This is a genomic window from Streptomyces sp. NPDC101191 (assembly GCF_044767915.1).
Lineage (GTDB): Bacteria > Actinomycetota > Actinomycetes > Streptomycetales > Streptomycetaceae > Streptomyces.
Genome location: NZ_JBIWOU010000014.1, coordinates 1 through 16,407 on the forward strand (window position 1 = coordinate 1; position 16,407 = coordinate 16,407).

The 16,407-nt window shown below is 71.7% G+C and carries 16 protein-coding genes; 13 read left to right on the top strand and 3 right to left on the bottom strand.

The window, feature by feature from the left end:
* Nucleotides 1-162 precede the first annotated feature (162 nt).
* The 8 genes from ACIRQF_RS35625 (at nt 163) to ACIRQF_RS35660 (ending at nt 6,976) form a co-directional block, all read left to right on the top strand.
* Nucleotides 163-828 carry an HAD family hydrolase gene (locus ACIRQF_RS35625; protein ID WP_403530126.1) on the top strand — a complete coding sequence of 222 codons (666 nt, stop codon included), beginning with the start codon at nt 163-165 and terminating at the stop codon, nt 826-828.
* A 43-nt stretch (nt 829-871) separates the two neighbouring features.
* Nucleotides 872-2,071 carry an MFS transporter gene (locus ACIRQF_RS35630; protein ID WP_404098849.1) on the top strand — a complete coding sequence of 400 codons (1,200 nt, stop codon included), beginning with the start codon at nt 872-874 and terminating at the stop codon, nt 2,069-2,071.
* Nucleotides 2,040-3,218, top strand: a complete 1,179-nt coding sequence (locus tag ACIRQF_RS35635) for an acetoin utilization protein AcuC (RefSeq protein WP_389756020.1) — start codon at nt 2,040-2,042, stop codon at nt 3,216-3,218. The genes ACIRQF_RS35630 and ACIRQF_RS35635 overlap by 32 nt, the downstream gene beginning before the upstream one ends.
* 131 nt (nt 3,219-3,349) lie before the next feature.
* On the top strand, nt 3,350-4,165 hold the full coding sequence (locus tag ACIRQF_RS35640; RefSeq protein ID WP_376636985.1) for a phosphatase: 816 nt from the start codon (nt 3,350-3,352) through the stop codon (nt 4,163-4,165).
* Nucleotides 4,166-4,292: 127 nt separating this feature from the next.
* Complete coding sequence (locus ACIRQF_RS35645) at nt 4,293-4,502, top strand: helix-turn-helix domain-containing protein (protein ID WP_046910004.1); 210 nt, start codon at nt 4,293-4,295, stop codon at nt 4,500-4,502.
* Nucleotides 4,503-4,654: 152 nt separating this feature from the next.
* A complete protein-coding gene (locus tag ACIRQF_RS35650) occupies nt 4,655-4,753 on the top strand; it encodes a 30S ribosomal protein bS22 (RefSeq protein ID WP_003948845.1) in 99 nt (32 codons plus the stop codon).
* Between the two features lie 145 nt (nt 4,754-4,898).
* The gene (locus ACIRQF_RS35655; RefSeq protein WP_403530115.1) at nt 4,899-5,972 is read left to right on the top strand and encodes an NAD-dependent epimerase/dehydratase family protein; all 1,074 of its coding nucleotides are present in this window, start codon (nt 4,899-4,901) and stop codon (nt 5,970-5,972) included.
* 17 nt (nt 5,973-5,989) lie between these two features.
* On the top strand, nt 5,990-6,976 hold the full coding sequence (locus tag ACIRQF_RS35660) for a lysophospholipid acyltransferase family protein (protein WP_382482059.1): 987 nt from the start codon (nt 5,990-5,992) through the stop codon (nt 6,974-6,976).
* Nucleotides 6,977-7,090: 114 nt separating this feature from the next.
* Here ACIRQF_RS35660 and ACIRQF_RS35665 read toward each other — a convergent pair whose 3' ends face one another.
* From ACIRQF_RS35665 to ACIRQF_RS35675, 3 genes are all read right to left on the bottom strand, one after another.
* Nucleotides 7,091-8,290: a DUF5667 domain-containing protein gene (locus tag ACIRQF_RS35665; RefSeq protein ID WP_404098854.1), complete on the bottom strand. Its 1,200-nt coding sequence runs from the start codon at nt 8,288-8,290 to the stop codon at nt 7,091-7,093.
* Nucleotides 8,291-8,600: 310 nt separating this feature from the next.
* Nucleotides 8,601-9,413 carry an ECF subfamily RNA polymerase sigma factor, BldN family gene (locus ACIRQF_RS35670; RefSeq protein WP_376636981.1) on the bottom strand — a complete coding sequence of 271 codons (813 nt, stop codon included), beginning with the start codon at nt 9,411-9,413 and terminating at the stop codon, nt 8,601-8,603.
* A gap of 449 nt (nt 9,414-9,862) precedes the next feature.
* The gene (locus ACIRQF_RS35675) at nt 9,863-10,813 is read right to left on the bottom strand and encodes an HAD family hydrolase (protein ID WP_404098858.1); all 951 of its coding nucleotides are present in this window, start codon (nt 10,811-10,813) and stop codon (nt 9,863-9,865) included.
* A gap of 94 nt (nt 10,814-10,907) precedes the next feature.
* Here ACIRQF_RS35675 and ACIRQF_RS35680 point away from each other — a divergent pair, with 94 nt between their 5' ends.
* The 5 genes from ACIRQF_RS35680 (at nt 10,908) to ACIRQF_RS35700 (ending at nt 16,237) form a co-directional block, all read left to right on the top strand.
* The gene (locus ACIRQF_RS35680) at nt 10,908-11,183 is read left to right on the top strand and encodes a glutaredoxin family protein (protein WP_389756030.1); all 276 of its coding nucleotides are present in this window, start codon (nt 10,908-10,910) and stop codon (nt 11,181-11,183) included.
* 272 nt (nt 11,184-11,455) lie between these two features.
* Nucleotides 11,456-12,235, top strand: a complete 780-nt coding sequence (locus tag ACIRQF_RS35685) for a redox-sensing transcriptional repressor Rex (RefSeq protein ID WP_404098862.1) — start codon at nt 11,456-11,458, stop codon at nt 12,233-12,235.
* Nucleotides 12,232-13,587, top strand: a complete 1,356-nt coding sequence (locus ACIRQF_RS35690) for a glutamyl-tRNA reductase (RefSeq protein ID WP_376636977.1) — start codon at nt 12,232-12,234, stop codon at nt 13,585-13,587. The genes ACIRQF_RS35685 and ACIRQF_RS35690 overlap by 4 nt, the downstream gene beginning before the upstream one ends.
* Nucleotides 13,584-14,570, top strand: coding sequence for a hydroxymethylbilane synthase (gene hemC, locus ACIRQF_RS35695; protein WP_376636976.1), 987 nt, complete (start codon nt 13,584-13,586; stop codon nt 14,568-14,570). The genes ACIRQF_RS35690 and hemC overlap by 4 nt, the downstream gene beginning before the upstream one ends.
* A complete protein-coding gene (locus tag ACIRQF_RS35700) occupies nt 14,567-16,237 on the top strand; it encodes a uroporphyrinogen-III synthase (protein ID WP_376636975.1) in 1,671 nt (556 codons plus the stop codon). The genes hemC and ACIRQF_RS35700 overlap by 4 nt, the downstream gene beginning before the upstream one ends.
* Nucleotides 16,238-16,407: the final 170 nt, after the last annotated feature.

Consider the following 16,407-nt stretch of genomic DNA (forward strand, 5'->3'; position numbering starts at 1 on the left):
GCAGGGGGGACCCTGTGGGAGAGTAGGACGCCGCCGAACAATCATTGTGGGAAAGCCCCGCACCTTCTGGTGCGGGGCTTTTCTGCGTTCACGGGCATTTCGCGTTCACGCGCCATTTGCAGAGAGTGTCGTCGGGGGCGGCAGGGGATCTAGGTTGGTCCCATGCGCTACGACTTGATCATCTTCGACAACGACGGCGTGCTCGTCGACAGCGAGCCGATCTCCAACCGGCTGCTCGCCGGCTATCTCACGGAGCTCGGGCACCCCACCACGTACGAGGAGTCGGTGCGGGACTACATGGGATCCGCGATGCACCGCATCCACGAGCTGGTCGAGGAGCGCAGCGGGCAGCGCCTGCCGGCCGAGTTCGACGACATCTTCCACGCACGGGTCTTCGCCGCGTTCGAGCGGGAGTTGGAGGCCGTGGCCGGGGCCGCGGAGGTGCTGAAGAGGCTGGACGCGGAAGGGATCCCGTACTGCGTGGCCTCCTCCGGGAGCCATGAGCGGATCCGGGTCGGGCACCGCAAGACCGGGCTCGACGCGTGGTTCCGGGAAGGGATCGTGTTCAGTGCCGAGGACGTCGGCCGGGGGAAGCCCGCGCCCGATCTCTTCCTGCACGCCGCGGAGCGGATGGGGGTGGCCCCCGAGCGCTGTGTGGTGGTCGAGGACAGCCGGCTCGGGGTGCAGGCCGCCGTGGCGGCCGGGATGGACGCCTACGGGTTCACCGCGATGACGCCCGAGGCGAAGCTCGCCGGGGCTGTCGGGTTCTTCGGGCGGATGGCGGAGCTTCCGGCGACGCTCGGTCTCCGATCCGTATCGGGTCGGTGATCCATCTACCCAGCGGTAGTCTCCGGCCCTACGCTGTGCCGCCATGACGGATGCGCGGTTGCGGCGTGGGCGGGGATCCCTGGCGGTCAGTTTCTTCGTGCAGGGGGTCACCTTCGCCCTGCTCGTGACCCGAATACCGGGGATCCAGGACCGCTACGGGATATCCGACGGGCTGCTGCCCGTCTTCCTGGCCGCCGTGCCGGTGCTGGCCGGCGTGAGCAGCGTCCTGGCCGAGAAGCTCGTCGTGCGGGTGGGGGCGGCGGCGGTGCTGCGCTGGGCGCAACCCGTCGTGCTGCTCGCGCTCCTGGGTGTCGGGGCCGGCACGCAGCTGTGGATGGCTGCCGTGGCGCTCGGCGTGTTCGGTCTCTCCGTCGGCGCGTTGGACGCGTCGATGAACATGCTGGGGGTGAGCCTCCAGCGGGCGTACGGCCGGAGCATCATGCTCGGCTTCCACGCCTCGTACAGTCTGGGCGGCATCGCGGGCGCCTCGCTCGCCTGGGTGGGGGCGCACTGGCACCTGTCGCTGTTCGTGTCGTACCTGCCGGTGGTGGCGGTGCTGTTGCCGGTGACCCTGGTCGGGAGCCGCTGGTACGTGAACGGCGGGCCGGAGGCCGCGGGCACGGAGGAGCGGGCCGGTTCCCAGGGCGTGGTGTTCCGGTTGCTGCTGCCGCTGTGCCTGGTCATGACCTTCGCGTACATCGGTGACTCGACGGTCTCCAACTGGTCGGCGAAGTACCTCCAGGACGTGTTGCACAGCTCGGAGGAGCTGGCGACGGTGCCGTACAACGCGTACATGGTGACGACGCTGCTCGGGCGTTCCGTCGGGGACTTCGGGGTGCGGCGGTTCGGTGCGGTCCTGGTGGTGCGCTGCGGCGCGGTGCTCGCGGCGCTGGGCTTCGCGGTGGTGGCGGTGGCGCAGGGGCCGTGGGTGGGGATGGCCGGGTTCACGGTGCTGGGGCTCGGGCTGAGTGTGATCGTGCCGCAGACCTTCGCCGCGGCGGGGCGCCTCTTCCCGGGGGCGAGCGACGCGGCGGTGGCGCGGCTGAACGTCTTCAACTACGTGGGCTTCCTGGTCGGCTCGCCGCTGGTGGGGGCGCTCGGTGACGCGTGGAGCTACCGCGGGGCGATGCTGGTGCCGATGCTGCTGGTGCTCGTCACGGTGGTGTATGCCACGTCGTTCGGCGCGCGGAAGGCCCGATACGGTGGCGGGCATGAGCGGCCGCGCACTGTTGATGTGGGATGAAGCTGTCACGGGGTACGACTTCGGGCCCGAGCACCCGATGGATCCGGTGCGGCTCGCGCTGACCATGGGGTTGGTGCGGGCCTACGGGCTCGACCGGGCGGTGGACGTGGTGGCGGCGAAGCCGGCCGGGGAGTCGACGCTGCGGCTCGTGCACCGCGAGGACTACGTGGCGGCGGTGCGGGCGGCCTCGGCCGATCCGAGGTCGGCGAACCAGGCGTACGGGCTCGGGACGGTGGACGATCCGGCCTTCGCGGGGATGCACGAGGTGTCGGCGCTGATCGCCGGGCAGTCGGTGGGCGCGGCGGAGGCGGTGTGGCGCGGGGACGCGGCGCACGCGGTGAACTTCGCGGGCGGCCTGCACCACGCGATGCCGGGGGCGGCTTCGGGCTTCTGCATCTACAACGACGCCGCGCTGGCGATCGCCCGGCTGCTGGAGCTGGGTGCGGAGCGGGTCGCGTACGTGGATGTGGACGTGCATCACGGGGACGGGGTGCAGGCGGCGTTCTGGGACGATCCGCGGGTCCTGACGGTCTCGCTGCACGAGCACCCGCGGACGCTGTTCCCGCAGACGGGGTGGCCGGAGGAGACGGGCGAGGCCGGTCCGGGCGAGGGCGGCGCGGTGAACGTGGCGCTGCCGGCGGGTACGGGGGACGCGGGGTGGGTGCGGGCCTTCCACGCGGTGGTGCCGGAGCTGTTGGCCGACTTCCGGCCGCAGGTGCTGGTGACGCAGCACGGTGCGGACACGCACTTCGAGGATCCGCTGGCGCATCTGGCGGTGTCGCTGGACGCGCAGCGGGCGGTGCAGGAGGCCTGTCACGAGCTGGCGCACGCGCATGTCGAGGGCGGGAAGTGGCTGGCGCTCGGCGGTGGTGGCTACGCGGTCGTGGACGTCGTGCCGCGGTCGTGGACGCATCTGGTGGGGATCGCGGCGCACGCTCCGGTGGATCCGGAGTCGGTGATCCCGTCCTCGTGGCGGGACGAGGTGTACGCGCGGACGCGGCAGTTGGGTCCGGGGCGGATGACGGACGGGCGGTGGCCGGTCGGGTGGCGGGACTGGTCGGAGGGTTACGACCCCGCCGACCGGCTGGACCAGGCGATCCTGGCGACGCGTCGGGCGGTGTTCCCGTTGCGCGGGCTGCTGGCCTGAGCGCGACGCCGGCCGGTGCCGGTGCGGGCCTGGCCTGAAGCGTTCGCACGGGTTGTGCGGTCGTTACGCCGACAGTGCGGTGTCCCGGGGGTTTCGGCCCCGGGGGTGGGTGGTTCCGGGAGCATCGGAGGGTGCTGAGTACCGGGGCGCTGCGGGCGCATCTGTTGGCGGCGGGGCTGGCCGGGACGGTGGCGACCTCGCGGGAGGTCAGTCTCCGGAGCTACCGGCTCTTCGCGGCGCGCGATCCGCGGGTGACCCTTGGGCTCGATCCGCTGTGGGGCTGGGACGAGGCCGAGCTGCTGCGGCTGATGGCGGACCGGTGTGGGGTGTCGGGTGATCCGGCGCACCGTTCGGGGCCGGACGTGATCGATCCGGAGCGGACGCTGAGTGCCCTGGCGGCGTTCGCGGAACGTCTGGGCGAGGCGGCGGCGCGGCGGGCTCCGGTGCTCCTCGGGACGGGGCATCCGCACCGACTGCTCGGTTTCTACGTCGCGCTCGCAGACGCTTTGTCGGCGGCGGGATGTCTTGTTCTCACTCCGGCGCAGGGGAGATGTGTCGACATAACGACCCGGTTCGGCGTACGCACGTACCTTGTGGACTACGTGCGGGGAGTCGCTCTGGTGCGAGAGCCGGACGGGCCGGGTGCGGGGCGTGAACGGGGGGCGCACACGCACTCGCCGCTGCCGGTTCGGGCGGCGCTCGAAAGCGCCGTCGTGGGTGGGGGACCGCTGCCGGAGCTGGTGGTCGGGGACCACGGCTGGGTCTGCGGGGCAGGTCAGCTGGGTATCGAGGCCATCGGGCTCGCCGACACGGACGATCCCGCGCTGTTCGTCGGGGAGGCGGAGGGGCAGGTGTCCGTGACCGTTCCGCTTGATGACGGGGTGCGCTCCGACTACTACCGTCCACTCACTCGCTATGTACTCAATCGAGCGTGTCTGTCACGGTAAACGGCCGATGGCGGCTCCTCTTCCCCACTCGTACCACCCGCCCCTACTCTGGGCGTGAGCGCACAGCGACGAAGAGTCACCGGAGGGGAAGCCGGTGGGCGTCGTGTGCGGAAGGTACAGGTGGGTCATGGCTGCTGGCGACAGGCCTCTCAACGAGGTGAAGTTTCTGACCGTGGCGGAGGTCGCCTCGGTGATGCGCGTCTCGAAGATGACCGTGTACCGCTTGGTGCACAGCGGTCATCTGCCGGCGATTCGGGTGGGCAGGTCCTTCCGGGTGCCGGAACAGGCGGTTCACGAGTACCTGAGGGAGTCCTTCGTGGGGGTGGCGACCGCGTAGCGAGCGCGCGGCCGGGAAGCCCGTATTGCCCTCGGATTACAAGCCCGTCGCTCGGGGCGGTAGGCTAGCCCCTCGTAGGTCGTGTGGGCCCAGACGCCCCGCACCGATCCCCGCTGGCGCGGGGATGTTCCGAGAAGTGAGCGAGGGTAGTCGTGGGCTCTGTTATCAAGAAGCGGCGTAAGCGGATGGCGAAGAAGAAGCACCGCAAGCTGCTCAAGCGCACCCGCGTGCAGCGTCGCAACAAGAAGTAAGCGACGCCGCAACGGCGTAATGCGTACGGCGTGGCCCCCCACCGTTCAGCGGTGGGGGGCCATGCTTTTTATCGCGCCGCAATACGAAGGCGCTACGGTGGCCGTCAGCGGAACACCGATGGAAGTCCGACGGAAGGCGCTTGTCTTGGGCAAGGTCGTGCTCGTCACCGGTGCGGCCCGGCACCTGGGTGCCCGTTTGGTGCGGCGCGTGCAGCGGGACCCGGAGGTCGAGCGGGTGATCGCCGTGGACGCGGTCGAGTCCCCGCACCCGCTGGGCGCTGCGGTGTTCGTGCGGGCGGACATCCGCCAGCCGGCCGTCGCCAAGGTCCTGGCCCAGCACGACGTGGACACGGTCGTGCACATGGACGTCACCGGGACGGCGCTCGGCTCCGGCGGCCGTACGTCGGTCAAGGAGACCAACGTCATCGGCACCATGCAACTGCTCGGCGCGTGCCAGAAGTCGCCGCGGGTCAAACGCCTCGTGGTGAAGTCCAGCACCAGTGTCTACGGTGCCGCCCCGCGTGACCCGGCCGTCTTCACCGAGACGACCCCGGCGAAGTCGCTGCCGAGCGGTGGTTTCGCCAAGGACGCCGTCGAGGTCGAGGGGTACGTACGGGGTTTCGCCCGGCGCCGCCCGGACGTGGCGGTGTGTGTGCTGCGCTTCGCGAACATCCTCGGGCCGCGCGTGGATTCCCCGCTCGCCGAGTACCTGGACCTGCCGGTCCTGCCGACCGTTCTCGGCTACGACCCGCGGCTGCAGTTCGTCCACGAGGACGACGTCATGGACGTCCTGGAGCTCGCCTCCAAGGAGCCGCGCAGGGCCACCCTCAACAGCGGCACGTTCAACGTGGCCGGGGACGGGGTGTTGCTGCTCTCCCAGTGCGCGCGGCGGCTCGGCCGGCCCACGGTGCCGGTGCTGCTGCCGGCGGTCACTTGGGTCGGGCAGGCGCTGCGTACGGTCGGCGTCACCGACTTCTCGCCGGAGCAGATCCGGCTGCTCACCCATGGCCGGGTGGTGTCCACGGTGCAGATGCGCGAGACGCTGGGCTTCTCGCCGCGGTACACGACGGCGGAGGCCTTCGCGGACTTCGCGGGCAGCCGGGGGCCCGGCCTGCTGCCGCCGGAGTTGCTCGCGGGCGCGGTGGACCGGCTCGCCGGCCGGCTCGCGTCCGGCTCCCCTTCCCGGCCCGCCGACTTCTCAGCCCGCTCACCCCGCTGAACAGGAGCCAGATCGCGATGGCGGACGCCAAGGTCATTCCGTTCGACGACGACCGCTCGCGGGCCCGCCGCAGGCCCGCCATGGGCACCGGTGAGGCCGCCGTACGGGCCCTGCCGGCCCAGCAGGCACCCCAGGAGCCCCCGGCGGCCGCGGAGCCCCCGGAGGGGGGCTGGGAGCGGCGTCTGGCGGGCGGGCTCGCGTTCCTGCGGCGGCGGGTCACGGGCGACTACGAGGTGGACGAGTTCGGCTACGACGAGGAGCTCACCGACCAGGTCCTGATGTCGCTGCTCCGCCCGGTGTACGAGAAGTACTTCCGGGTGGAGGTGAAGGGCGTCGAGAACATCCCGAAGGAGGGCGGCGCCCTGGTGGTGGCCAACCACTCGGGGACGCTGCCGCTGGACGGGCTGATGATGCAGGTCGCCGTGCACGACCACCATCCGGCGGGCCGTCATCTGCGGCTGCTCGCCGCCGACCTGGTCTTCATGCTGCCGGTGGTCAACGAGCTGGCCCGGAAGGCCGGGCACACGCTGGCGTGTTCGGAGGACGCGGAGCGGTTGCTGCGGGCGGGGGAGATCGTCGGTGTGATGCCGGAGGGCTTCAAGGGCATCGGGAAGCCCTTCGCCGAGCGGTACAAGCTGCAGCGCTTCGGGCGGGGCGGGTTCGTGTCGACGGCGCTGCGGGCCGGGGTGCCGATCGTGCCGTGCTCGATCGTGGGCGCGGAGGAGATCTATCCGATGCTGGGCAACGCGAAGACGCTGGCGCGGGTGCTCGGCCTGCCGTACTTCCCGCTGACCCCGACGTTCCCGTGGCTGGGTCCGGTGGGTGCGCTGCCGCTGCCGACGAAGTGGACGATCCAGTTCGGTGAGCCGATCCCGACGGACGGCTATCCGCTGGAGGCGGCGGAGGACCCGATGCTGATGTTCAACCTGACGGACCAGGTGCGCGAGCAGATCCAGCACACCCTGTACAAGCTGCTGGTGCAGCGGCGCTCGGTGTTCTTCTGAGCCGTGTCCTCACGGCCGCGTCCTCACGGCCGTGTTCTGACGGGCCGGGCTCCTTGCCGCGGGCTGTGGAGCAGGTGTGAGGGGCGCCCCCGCGGGGGGCGCCCCTCACGTGTCCTACGTCGCGTCGCTGCTGTCGATGCCGAGGCCCGGCAGCAGGCCCGGGAGGATGGGCGGGATCGTCACGTCCGGGACCGGGTGGCCGGACTCCTCACCGGACGAGGACGAGCTCGGGCCCGTACGCGGTGGGTTGAGCAGTCCGCCCGTGTTGCCGCCGAGGAGGCCCTCGTCCTGGGGCGCGCCCGAGCCCGTGCCGGAGCCCGAGGGCTGGGGCTGCGCGGCGTCGCCGGTGGACGGAGGGGCCGACGAGGTGTGCGGGCGCTGGGTGTCGGTCGGCGGGGTGTGTCGCGGCGTGCTCGGGCCGCCGGAACCGAGGGGGCCGCGCTCGGGGGTGCGCGGTAGCACGGACTGCAGGGGCTCGACCTCTTCGTCTATGGCGTCGAAGACGTCGCTCACCTCTTCGCCCACGTCCGTGAGCTGGACCGGGAGCCGGTCGCGCAGTCCGTCCCAGGTGGCCCGGTGGGCCTGGGCGAAGGAGTTGAGCCGGGCCATGGGGCCGATCTCGCCGTCCCGCTCGTACGCCTGGCGGAGCAGGCGGTGTCCCTCGGAGGCGTCGTGCCGCATGCCGTCGAGGACGCGGCGGATCTCGCCGAGGGACTCGTGGTCGAGGTCGCCGGCCCGGCCGCGCTCCATCAGTCGGCGGGCCTCGCTCAGGCGGGTGGACGCCTGGTCGAGGTAGATCCCGCCCCGGTCGGCGTCGTCGTCCGCCATCCCGAGCTTGATGTCCTCCATTCCCCGCTTCAGCCCGTAGAGCGAGTCACCGGGGAGGGCGTCGGAGCTGGCGGCGGCGACGCCGCTGAACGCTCCGGCCGCCACGCCGACGGTGAGTCCGCCCGCTGCCAGGCCCTTGGTCCAGCGGGAGCGTGGGCGCAGTTTCCGGAGCGGGGAGGCCCGGTGGGCTCCCTTGCCGCCGGCGGTCCGTTGTTCCGGGACCGTAGGGCCCGCGCCCGCGCTTCCTTCGGCGAGCATCGCCTCCATGGCGGCGACGAGCTGGGCTCGTTGCACCACCTTGACCTCGGGATCCATCTCCGGTTTCGGCAGTTCGCCGAGACCGTTCGCCAGGGCCAACAGCCGTCCCTGCACGGCCGGTTCGGCCGATGCCTCGGGCTGCTCGGCCGCCGCGCCCTCGGACGTCCGATCTTCCAGGACCTGGGCGAAGGCGTTCGCCCGCCGGTGCGCCGAAACGTTCGCGATCACTGGCGGCACCTCCTCTCGTCATGACGGTCGACTCCCCGGGGGGTTCGGAAGGTTGCACACCTTGAGCGCATCCACACGAAAGAGTGAGTGGAAGTGGACATGGCGTGACCACAGGGAGCCTGCATTTCGCACAACGAGCGGCGCGGCACTTGGGTTACGCGCGAAAGATGATCGGACCAGTGCGTCATCGAGGCGTCACCGACTGTGAGTTGGACGGGGGTCGTGGGGACGTGGGGGGAGGAGGGCGGGGGTGGGGGCTTCGGCCGGGGCGGCGGTGCGGGGTGCGGTGCGTGTGGGGGGCGCGGAGCACTCAGCGGGCGTCGTCCGGAAGGAGGCGGGCCAGGGTGCGGACGGCCCGGTACTGAAGGGTCTTGATCGCGCCCTCGTTCTTGCCCATGACCCGGGCGGTCTCGGCGACCGACAGGCCCTGGAGGAAGCGCAGCGTCACGCACTCCTGCTGCTGCGGGTTGAGGCGGCGCACGGCGTCGAGGAGGGCGGCGTTGGAGAGGGACTCGAGGACGGAGTCCTCGGGGCTGCGCTCCACCTCGTTGGCGTCGAGCATCTCGCCGGTGGTCACTTCGAGGCGGAAGCGGCTCGACTTGAAGTGGTCGGCGACGAGATTGCGGGCGATCGTGACCAGCCAGGCGCCGAAGTCGCGGCCCTGCCAGGTGAAGGTGGAGATCCGGCGCAGGGCGCGCAGGAACGTCTCGCTGGTGAGGTCCTCCGCCGTCGCCTTGCCGCCGACGCGGTAGTAGATGTAGCGGTAGACCGTGTCGCTGTATTGGTCGTACAGCCGTCCGAAGGCCTCGGCCTCGCCGGCCTGGGCGCGTTCGACCAGGTCCATCATGCGGGCGCTGTCGCTGTCGGCGGTCGGCCTGCGGGCGGCGGTCGAGGTGCCGGCGCCGCGCGTGCCCCGTCTGCCGACGGCGGCGCCGCTCTCGGCCAAGGCGTAGCAGGGACCGACGGGTGCCGGTCCGGCGAAGGCGGGTCCGGCGAAGGCCGGTCCGCCGAAAGCGGGGGCAGAGCCGGCGTACGCGGTGGGGACGAAGCCGCGCAAGTGGTCGAGGACCGTTGCGCGCAGCGTAGCCAGGCCCGAGGCGTCAACCCCGACGTGTGGGTACACGGGACTCCCAGAGGCAGAGCTTCCATCACGTGCAGTGCGGGACCGTTCACTCATGGTGGCGAAGTGTGGGTCCGTTGTGCGTCTGAGGAGAATAACGCTTCGTACAGGCAGCGCTACACCCAGTTGCTCAAATCATCGATTCGGTCGCATCTGTTACCGCTTGAAGGCGAAACGAGTCGCACTTCGTGACTGGTTGTTGATCGGATTGCTTCCGAGTGTGACCGGGGGAGGGGTTGCTTGTGCTCAAGTGCGCGGCGCGTGAGTGACCGGGGCCGCTGCCGGGTAGGGACGGGGGAATGCCCGTCGGACGCCGTGTACGGCGCTGTTCGACCACGTACGGGTGAGGCCGCCTGGTCCCGGGTTGTCGCAGATGATCGCGGACGAAACGTATCGGCATCAACGGTGCCGGGCGGGCCGGCGCACGGGACGGCCCTGCCGGGCCCGGGAGTTCAGCGACGGCGGCGGTGCAGGGCGAGCGCGGCGGCCGTGCCGCCCGCGAGCGCGCCGACGCCCGCGGCGGCCGGGATGCCGACCTTGGCCGCCTTGCGGCCGGTCCGGTAGTCGCGCAGCCGCCACTCGCGATCCCTGGCGTGCTTGCGCAGCTTGGTGTCCGGGTTGACCGCGTACGGATGCCCCACGAGCGAGAGCATCGGGATGTCGTTGTGCGAGTCGCTGTACGCGGCGCAGCGCGAGAGGTCCAGGCCCTCGGCGGCGGCCAGGGCGCGGACCGCCTCGGCCTTGGCCGGGCCGTGCAGCAGCTCGCCGACCAGCTTGCCGGTGTAGACGCCGTCGACCGACTCGGCGACCGTGCCGAGCGCGCCGGTCAGTCCGAGCCGGCGGGCGATGATCGTGGCGGTCTCGACGGGGGCGGCGGTGACCAGCCAGACCTTCTGGCCGGCGTCCAGGTGCGCCTGGGCGAGGCCGCGGGTGCCGGGCCAGATCCGGTCCGCCATGTACTCGTCGTAGATCTCCTCGCCGATCGACATCAGTTCGGAGACGCGGTGGCCCTTGACGATGGACAGGGCGCTGTCGCGGGCCTCCTGCATGTGCTCGGGGTCCTCGACCCCGGCGAGCCGGAACCAGACCTGGGCCCAGGCGAAGCGGGCGAGTTCGCGGCGCTGGAAGAACTTCCGCTTGTACAGGCCGCGGCCGAAGTGGAAGATCGCGGCGCCCTGCATGACGGTGTTGTCGAGGTCGAAGAAGGCGGCGGCACGGGTGTCGCCGACGACCGGGAAGTCGGGTTCCGCGGGCTCGGCCCGGGTGGCGGCGGCTTCCTCCTCACGCTCCTGCTCGAGCTGTTGCGAGGTCTTGCGCGCCGCCTCCGCGGCGGCCTCGCCTGCCAGGACGCTGCGCGCGGTGGCGGAGCGCCTACGGGGGGTGAGCCATCCCTGAGCGGCCATGCCGTGAGCATAGCCAGTCTGTTCGGTACTTCCCGACTTGTGAGGATGCCGTGGTGTGAACAGTCGGGGGCTCCCCTGTTACCCGGCGCGCAGAATGGACGTCATGTTCGGACGTACGAAGAAGAAGAGCGGCCCGCGCACGGTGACGCTGATCGGCAGGCCGGGGTGCCATCTCTGCGACGACGCCAGGGTGGTGGTCGAGTCCGTCTGCGCCGAGACAGGAGCACTCTGGGAGGAGAAGGACATCACCCAGGACGAGGAGCTGTACCGCGCCTACTGGGAGCAGATTCCGGTGGTGCTGGTGGACGGCGAGCAGCACACCTTCTGGCGTGTGGACGCCGCTCGGCTGCGGCGCGAACTGGGTGGCTGACCGAAAGACGGCTACCATCGTGGACGTTTTGTTGGGCTTCGGGGGCGGCGTAGCGAGGAGAGTGTGCGGTTTTGCCCCCTTCGGCAGCTCAACGTGCTCATGTGCTCCGCGGTTCCACGACAACGGGAACCAGCCGCGTGACCCCGGTCACTTTGGCCGGACAAAACGGACACCATCTTTGTGCACGCGTTCACAAAGACATAGCCTGCATTCGACGGGGCGGTCCTGGGACGCATGGCCGCCTGCAGCCCCGCTCATCCCGCAGGAGCACCGTGGCAACTGGCCGAACTCACCGACCGGCGACCCGTAGCCGAGGAATTCCCGAGGCCACCGTCGCCCGCCTTCCGCTGTATCTGCGTGCCCTCACGGCACTGTCGGAGCGGTCCGTACCCACGGTCTCCTCCGAGGAGCTCGCGGCCGCCGCGGGGGTCAACTCCGCGAAGCTGCGCAAGGACTTCAGCTACCTCGGCTCGTACGGGACGCGCGGCGTCGGCTACGACGTCGAGTACCTCGTCTACCAGATCTCCCGTGAGCTCGGTCTGACCCAGGACTGGCCGGTCGTGATCGTCGGTATCGGTAACCTCGGCGCCGCGCTCGCCGGCTACGGCGGCTTCGCCTCCCGTGGCTTCCGGGTCGCCGCCCTGATCGACGCCGACCCCGCCATGACCGGCAAGCCGGTCGCCGGGATCCCCGTCCAGCACAGCGACGACCTCGAGAAGATCATCAACGAGGACGGCGTCTCCATCGGCGTCATCGCGACCCCGGCCGGTGTCGCCCAGCAGGTCTGCGACCGTCTCGTGGCGGCCGGCGTCACCTCCATCCTGAACTTCGCCCCGACCGTGCTGTCCGTCCCGGACGGCGTCGACGTGCGCAAGGTCGACCTCTCCATCGAGCTGCAGATCCTCGCCTTCCACGAGCAGCGCAAGGCCGGCGAGGAGACCGGTGCCGAGCAGGGCGCCGAGCCCGCCGCCGTGCGGCCCGCCGGCCGTGGCGCGAACGAGGGCGGCCGCAAGGGACCTGACGGGGACATGCCCGCGGTGATGCCCGCATGAGCCTCCTCGTCGTCGGTCTCAGCCACCGCAGCGCCCCCGTCAGCGTCCTGGAGCGGGCCGCCCTCTCCGGGGACGCCCGGGCCAAGCTGCTGCACGACACCCTCGCCGCCGAACCGGCCGCCGAGGGCGCCGTCCTGGCCACCTGCAACCGCATCGAGCTCTACGCCGACGTGGACAAGTTCCACGCCGGTGTCGCCGAGCTGTCCACGCTGCTCGCCCAGCACAGCGGCGTCGGCCTCGAAGAGCTCACCCCCTATCTCTACGTGCACTACGAGGACCGGGCCGTCCACCACCTGTTCTCGGTGGCCTGCGGCCTGGACTCGATGGTCGTCGGCGAGGGCCAGATCCTCGGCCAGATCAAGGACGCCCTCGCGGTCGGCCAGGACCTGCACACCGCCGGGCGCCTCCTGAACGACCTGTTCCAGCAGGCCCTGCGGGTCGGCAAGCGCGCCCACAGCGAGACCGGCATCGACCGGGCCGGACAGTCGCTCGTGACCTTCGGCCTGGAGCAGCTGGCCGACGGCGTGGACGTCGCCGACTGGGCCAAGGGCAAGCGCGCCCTGGTCATCGGGGCCGGCTCGATGTCCTCGCTCGCCGCCGCCACCCTCGCGCGGGCCGGTGTCGCCGAGATCGTCGTCGCCAACCGCACCGCCGCCCGCGCCGACCGGCTGGTGGAGATCCTCACCGAGCCCGGTTCCACGGGCGTGGCCGCACGCGCGGTCGAGATGGTTGCCGTCGGCGACGAACTGACACGTGCCGACATCGTCGTCTCCTGCACCGGAGCCACCGGACTCGTCCTCACCGGCGAGGCCGTCGAGACCGCCACGCAGGACCGCGCCGCGCCCCTGCACCTGCTCGACCTGGCCATGCCCCGCGACATCGACGCGGCCGCCCACCGCATGCCGGGCGTCCGCCTCGTCGACATCGAGTCGCTTGCCGAGGCATCCGCCGACGCCCCCATGGCCGCCGACGTCGACCAGGTGCGCGGCATCGTCTCCGACGAGGTCGCCGCCTTCGGCGCCGCCCAGCGTGCCGCGCACATCACGCCGACCGTGGTCGCCCTGCGCGCCATGGCCGCCGACGTGGTGGCCGGCGAGGTCGCCCGCCTCGAAGGCAGGCTGCCCGGACTCGACGACAAGCAGCGCGCCGAGATCACCCAGACCGTGCGCCGTGTGGTCGACAAGCTGCTGCACGCGCCCACCGTGCGCGTCAAGCAGCTCGCCAGCGAGCCCGGCGGCGCCGGGTACGCGGACGCGCTGCGGACACTCTTCGACCTCGACCCGGAGACGGTTGCCTCTGTCAGCCGGGCCGACCTGAACGACGGCGACGTCAAGAACCGAGGGCGAGTATGACCGAGAGGGCACTGAGGCTCGGGACCAGGCGCAGCAAGCTCGCCATGGCCCAGTCCGGACATGTGGCCGACGCCGTCCGGCAGGTGACCGGCCGGCCCGTCGAGCTCGTGGAGATCACGACGTACGGGGACACCTCCCGCGAGCACCTCGCGCAGATCGGCGGCACCGGTGTGTTCGTCGCCGCGCTGCGCGACGCGCTGCTCGCCGGCGAGGTGGACTTCGCCGTCCACTCCCTCAAGGACCTGCCGACCACCCAGCACCCCGAGCTGGCGCTGGCGGCCGTCCCCGAGCGCGAGGACCCGCGCGACGTGCTCGTCGCCCGCGAGGGCATCACGCTCGACACGCTGCCCGCGGGCGCCCGCGTCGGCACCGGCTCGCCGCGCCGGATGGCCCAGCTCAACGCGTTCGCGCGCAGCCACGGCCTGACCATCGAGACCGTACCGATCCGGGGCAACATCGACACCCGCGTCGGCTACGTACGCAAGGGAGAGCTGGACGCGGTGGTACTCGCCGCGGCCGGGCTCAACCGCATCGGCGGGACCGAGGAGCTCACCGGCTCCCTGTCGGTCGACCACCTCTCGGTCGACTCCGTCCTGCCCGCCCCCGGCCAGGGGGCCCTGGCCGTCGAGTGCCTGGCGTCCGACGCCGCACTCGTCGCCACGCTCGCCGAGCTCGACGACCCGTTCACCCGGGCCGCCGTGACCGCCGAGCGATCCCTGCTCGCCGCCCTGGAGGCCGGCTGCTCCGCACCTGTGGGTGCGCTGGCCGACCTGCTGGCCGACGACCCCGGTCACGGGCAGGTTGTCACCGAAATGCGCCTGCGCGGCGTCGTCGGCACCACCGACGGCTCGACGCTGGTGCAGCTGTCCACCACCGGTCCCGTACCCACCTCCTACGACGAGGCGATGGCCCTCGGACGCGAACTCGCGGACGAGATGCTGGCCAAGGGTGCGGCCGGTCTTATGGGGGAGCGAGCACTTTGAGCCCCACCAGCCCGACCACCAGCCCCGCGTCCGCCGCCTTCCCCGGCCACGGTCACGTCACGTTCCTCGGCGCCGGACCAGGCGACCCCGGACTGCTGACGCTCCGGGCCGTCGAAGCCCTGGCCGGCGCGGACGTCCTGATCGCCGAGCCGGAGGTGCTCGAAGTCGTCCGCGGCCATGCGCGCGCGGGCGTGAGCACGCCTGAGCTGACGGTTGTCGACGAGGCGTCAACAACCGTCGGTGTCCCCGTGTTGAGGGATGCGACCAATCTTGTCATGGAGGCCGCGAGGGGCGGCAAGCGGGTCGTCCGTGCGGTGACCGGCGACCCCGGCCTCGACGGCAACGCAGGCCAGGAGATGCTCGCCTGCGCCTCCGCCGGCATCCCCTTCGAGGTCGTCCCCGGCGTCGCCACGGCCGTCGGCGTGCCCGCGTACGCCGGTGTGCCGCTGCGCGACGCCCAGGGCACCGACGTGCGCTTCGTCGACGCCCGTACCGCTGACGACCGGTGCTGGAGCGAGGTCGGTGCCTCCGACGGCACCGTCGTCGTGTCCACCTCCCTGGACTCCGTCGCCGCGGCGGCCGGAGAGCTGGTGGCGGCAGGCCGTAAGCCGGACACCCCGCTCACCGTCACCGTCGCCGGAACGACGACGCGCCAGCGCACCTGGACCGCGACGCTCGGCACCATCGCCCAGGTCTTCAAGCAGGGCAAGGTGCTCCCCTCGCCCGAGGGCCACCGCCCGGCGATAGCCGTGGTCGGCGAGCGCAGCGCCCCGGCGCAGCGGGACCAGCTGTCGTGGTTCGAGTCCAAGCCCCTGTTCGGCTGGCGGGTGCTCGTGCCGCGTACCAAGGAGCAGGCCGCGTCGCTCTCCGACCAGCTGCGTTCGTACGGCGCCGTGCCGCACGAGGTGCCGACGATCGCCGTCGAGCCGCCGCGCACCCCGCAGCAGATGGAGCGGGCGGTCAAGGGCCTGGTCACCGGCCGCTACGAGTGGATCGCCTTCACGTCGGTCAACGCCGTCAAGGCGGTCCGCGAGAAGTTCGAGGAGTACGGGCTCGACGCCCGGGCCTTCGCCGGCATCAAGGTCGCGGCGGTCGGCGAGCAGACCGCCGCCGCGCTGGTCGACTTCGGTGTGAAGCCCGACCTGGTGCCCAGCGGTGAGCAGTCGGCCGCCGGACTCCTGGAGGACTGGCCGCCCTACGACCCGGTCTTCGACCCGATCGACCGCGTCTTCCTGCCGCGCGCCGACATCGCGACCGAGACGCTGGTCGCGGGCCTGATCGAGCTCGGCTGGGAGGTCGACGACGTCACGGCCTACCGGACCGTGCGCGCGTCGCCGCCGCCGGCGGACACGCGTGAGGCGATCAAGGGCGGTGGCTTCGACGCCGTTCTCTTCACCTCCTCGTCGACGGTGCGGAACCTGGTCGGCATCGCCGGCAAGCCGCACAACGTCACCGTCATCGCCTGCATCGGCCCGGCGACCGCCAAGACGGCGGAGGAGCACGGTCTGCGGGTCGACGTCCTCTCGCCCGAGCCGTCCGTGCACAAGCTGGCCGAGGCGCTGGCGGAGTTCGGGCTCCGGCGGCGGGCGGCGGCGCTGGAGGCCGGGGATCCGGTGACCCGGCCGAGCGAGCGCCGGCCGGGCGCGCGCCGCCGCCGCACGACGTAGTCCCGCCACGCCGTCCGACCAGGGCGCGGGCTCCTTCCGGGAGCCCGCGCCCTGCGTGCGTCACGGGCCCGCGTCCGCGGTGCGCCGCCCCCGGGCGGTCCGGCGCCGGGTTCGGGCGGGCCGTTCCCACCCCGGGCGGGCGGCAACACGGTGTCGGTAAGTGGGGGGTG

Excerpts from the sequence above, each read along its gene's own strand:
- ACIRQF_RS35625 (WP_403530126.1), top strand. The coding sequence starts at position 163 with ATGCGCTACGACTTGATCATCTTCGACAACGACGGCGTGCTCGTCGAC.
- ACIRQF_RS35630 (WP_404098849.1), top strand. The coding sequence starts at position 872 with ATGACGGATGCGCGGTTGCGGCGTGGGCGGGGATCCCTGGCGGTCAGT.
- ACIRQF_RS35635 (WP_389756020.1), top strand. The coding sequence starts at position 2,040 with ATGAGCGGCCGCGCACTGTTGATGTGGGATGAAGCTGTCACGGGGTAC.
- ACIRQF_RS35645 (WP_046910004.1), top strand. The coding sequence starts at position 4,293 with ATGGCTGCTGGCGACAGGCCTCTCAACGAGGTGAAGTTTCTGACCGTG.
- ACIRQF_RS35660 (WP_382482059.1), top strand. The coding sequence starts at position 5,990 with ATGGCGGACGCCAAGGTCATTCCGTTCGACGACGACCGCTCGCGGGCC.
- ACIRQF_RS35675 (WP_404098858.1), bottom strand. The coding sequence starts at position 10,813 with ATGGCCGCTCAGGGATGGCTCACCCCCCGTAGGCGCTCCGCCACCGCG.
- ACIRQF_RS35680 (WP_389756030.1), top strand. The coding sequence starts at position 10,908 with ATGGACGTCATGTTCGGACGTACGAAGAAGAAGAGCGGCCCGCGCACG.
- ACIRQF_RS35690 (WP_376636977.1), top strand. The coding sequence starts at position 12,232 with ATGAGCCTCCTCGTCGTCGGTCTCAGCCACCGCAGCGCCCCCGTCAGC.
- hemC (WP_376636976.1), top strand. The coding sequence starts at position 13,584 with ATGACCGAGAGGGCACTGAGGCTCGGGACCAGGCGCAGCAAGCTCGCC.